5 protein-coding genes are annotated in these 3,172 nt (G+C 59.2%); 3 read left to right on the forward strand and 2 right to left on the reverse strand.

What is annotated here, in order from left to right:
* The first annotated feature begins 46 nt into the window (after nucleotides 1–46).
* The 3 genes from HA630_RS06765 (at nucleotide 47) to HA630_RS06775 (ending at nucleotide 2,083) form a co-directional block, all read left to right on the forward strand.
* Entirely contained in the window at nucleotides 47–985 is a 939-nt protein-coding gene (locus tag HA630_RS06765) for an IS5 family transposase (RefSeq protein ID WP_166833507.1), read from the forward strand.
* Nucleotides 986–1,306: 321 nt separating this feature from the next.
* A complete protein-coding gene (locus HA630_RS06770; RefSeq protein ID WP_166833543.1) occupies nucleotides 1,307–1,822 on the forward strand; it encodes a hypothetical protein in 516 nt (171 codons plus the stop codon).
* Nucleotides 1,823–1,846: 24 nt separating this feature from the next.
* The gene (locus HA630_RS06775; protein ID WP_243855375.1) at nucleotides 1,847–2,083 is read left to right on the forward strand and encodes an SHOCT domain-containing protein; all 237 of its coding nucleotides are present in this window, start codon (nucleotides 1,847–1,849) and stop codon (nucleotides 2,081–2,083) included.
* 380 nt (nucleotides 2,084–2,463) lie between these two features.
* On the opposite strand, the gene HA630_RS06780 is transcribed toward HA630_RS06775, so the two are convergent.
* Both HA630_RS06780 and HA630_RS06785 read right to left on the reverse strand, forming a co-directional pair.
* A complete protein-coding gene (locus tag HA630_RS06780) occupies nucleotides 2,464–2,832 on the reverse strand; it encodes a DUF4124 domain-containing protein (protein WP_166833545.1) in 369 nt (122 codons plus the stop codon).
* Nucleotides 2,833–2,907: 75 nt separating this feature from the next.
* Nucleotides 2,908–3,172: hypothetical protein (locus HA630_RS06785; protein WP_243855376.1), on the reverse strand; the 265-nt coding region annotated here is incomplete at its 5' end.

Genomic DNA, 3,172 nt, shown 5'->3' on the forward strand with positions numbered 1-3,172 from the left:
GGCTCTGTTGCACAAATCCACCCCAATCAGCTGCTAGGCTCGCAGCATGAGTGAGAGCAAGCGCCCCAGGGGCAAGTACAAGACGACGAACTGGGCCAGCTACAACGCCTCACTCAAGGCACGCGGGTCACTGACGGTCTGGTTGGACAAAGGCATGCAGTGGTACGCCCCAGCCACCGGCAAGCGGGGTCGCCAACCCATCTTCTCCGATGCCGCCATCCAGTTCTGCCTGAGCATCAAGAGCCTCTTCAGCTTGCCCCTGCGCCAGAGCCTGGGAATGGTTGAAAGCCTGCTGCGACTGGCCGGTCTGGACTGGAAGGTGCCGGACTTCAGCACCGTGTGCCGACGTCAGAAGCACCTGAGCGTCAAGCTGCCCTACCGACCGAGCACCACCGCGTTGGACCTGTTGGTCGACAGCACCGGCATCAAGTTCCTGGGTGAAGGTGAATGGAAGCGCAAGAAGCATGGGGCGGACTATCGGCGCCAGTGGCGCAAGGTGCACCTGGCCATTGATGCCCACACACTGGATATCCGGGCCATCGAAGTCACCGACAACGGCACGGGTGACGCACCCATGCTGCCTGAACTGCTCAGCCAGATACCCGCAGATGAGCCGATTGCCAGCGTGGGCGGTGACGGAGCCTACGACACCAAGGCGTGTCATGCGGCGATAGCCAGACGCAACGCCCAGGCCATCATTCCCCCACGCAAGAACGCCCGGGCGTGGAAGAACAACCAGACGGGGGCCGCTTCACGCAACGAAGCCTTGCGAGCGTGCCAACGGCTGGGACGACGAATCTGGAAGAAGTGGATTGGTTACCACCGGCGCAGCCTGGTGGAGACGAAGATGAACTGCTTCAAGCGGCTGGGCGAGCGGGTGATGGCCAGGACGTTTGAGCGTCAGGTGACGGAGTTGCACATCCGTGTGGCCCTGCTCAACCGGTTCAGCCAACTCGGACGCCCGGTGACGGTGGCCGTGGCCTAAGTCCGTCTGGGGTTGGGGTTACTGCGTTCGCCCGGGCCTTTGTGCAACAACGCCACCACAGCAGTAGAAGCAAATTCCTTGCGGAATTTTGCGAAAGGCGTGAAAGTCTCACGAGTGGATGTTTTCGATCCAACCGCAGAGATCACATTCCGAAGGCACGCATTACGCTTCAATCCTGACCTTATTGTCATCCTGCGGTCATGTGCAAGTGAGCGTCAAAGGCGTAAATTGCAGACATGGAGCGCGCATCACACGACATGAAGACGCAGTGATGAGCCACAAGAGCATTTGTCCCAAAACATGTCTTGAAAGGACTGCCCCATGAACGCATCGAAACCCCTGGTCCTGACTATGCTGATTGGTGCGGCGGCATTTTCCGCCAACACTCAAGCCCAATCCGCTGTCGAGCATACCCAGTACCACCCCGACGGGGCAGCATCCGCGCCCGCCCAAACGACGCCACCCACGCCGGAGCAGTCCATAACCGCCATGGACAGGCAGCTGCAATTGATGCGAAACATGAGCCGAAAACTGGCCGAGACCAAGACTCCACAAGAGCGGCAGGCCGTGATGGCAGAACACCAGAAAACCATGCAAGAAAGCGTGAAGCTGATGGGCCAGATGACCGGCATGCCTATAGGAGGAATGGGCATGATGGGTGGCGCGGGTATGCTTGGCAGTTCCTCTGCACCCCTGCCAGCAGCAGGCAGCGGCACTGCGCCTCCAGCTGCCGGCATGGGCCCGCAGATGATGCAGCGTCACGCCATCATGGAAAAGCGCATGGAGATGATGCAAGCCATCATGCAAATGATGATAGACCGTATGCCCGCTCCATGACCCAGCGATGCAAGAGGTGGCAACATGTTCTTAGATCATGGTTATTACATGGGCGGCATGCACGCCATCTGGTGGGTCTTCTGGCTGATTCTGGTGGTTGTGCTGGTGGTTACCGTCTGGTCACCACAGCAACGCGCGCGGCGAACAGAGCGTGAGTCACCGCTCCAACTGCTGCAGCGGCGGCTGGCCAAGGGAGAAATCACCCCCGAAGCCTATGAACAGGCCAAATCCCTGCTCGACCGAGACGCCAACCCACACTGAGCGCAACAGACGCAGGAGGGCTCCATGATCTCAACGCGAGAGAACGGTGAAAGGTCCACCGTTCCCATCTGGCAATAGCAAATCGGGCTACTTCGTCTGTGATCCCAGGTTTCCAAGAAGTGGGCGCATTTCCGTGGCGATGAAGGGATGGGAAAGGGCAAGCACGGCCGTCTTTGACATAAAACCTCCTGGGGGGGACTGCAGCTTAATCGTCTTGAAGCCATTTGATACAGGATCAGGCTCAACGTGCTCCTAGATGACCGCTATCTGTGGATCAGCGGCCATTCTTCCCGAAGTGCAGTGAGTGACCGGATCGAATTTTGTCTGCCTGCTGGCTATCTCAACTGGGCGTCCGGAATCAGCCTTTAGCCGCCTCTCCCTCAGTTCTGCTTGCATCCCAGTTTGAACTGCTCCTGACGGATCGCCAACCGCCGGTCCGTCAATGACCCGGCCTTCTCTGTCCGATCCAGTTGCATGCGTTCCTGCCTCAGCTGATGACAGCGATGCAGTGTCACACCTTGCTCCATCCCTCGCTGCTGGGCTTGCTGAATTTGCCTGCTGATGTCTCTCATGACGGCCTCCTGGCTCTGTTGCTTCTGGCCTGACATGGAGTGCATCCCTTCGGTCGGCAGGATGTCGACCTCTTTGCCGTTCGCACAGGGTCGGTCCGTGTAAACGCCATTGCACAGGTAGACCGGCTGCTGCGCCCCAACTGTGCCTGCTAGGGCCAGCAGGAAGGTTGCCAGCATGGGTAGATGGTGCTTCTTCAATCGCTTCTCCCTGCTTATCGTCATCTACAGCTCGAGCCTGTCGGGATAGAGCGGTCACCGCACCGCCTTGAACAACTCCCCCCCACTGTCCCGCTTCAGCAGCTCATAGACGACATCCAGGAACACGCCACGCGTGCTCTCATCGCTCAGCAGCTTGGTGGCCATGGCCTGGTGGCTCTGCATGGCGCCCACGATGATCTGCACCGCCGCTTGTGGCAGGTTGGCTGTAAGCGTGCGGTCATCCCACCCTTGAGGTCGACGGCCCAAGCGGCAACGATGGTGTCCACCAAACGAGATAGGTGGACACCATGACTGAAGC

The organism is Aquabacterium sp. A08, from assembly GCF_011742065.1.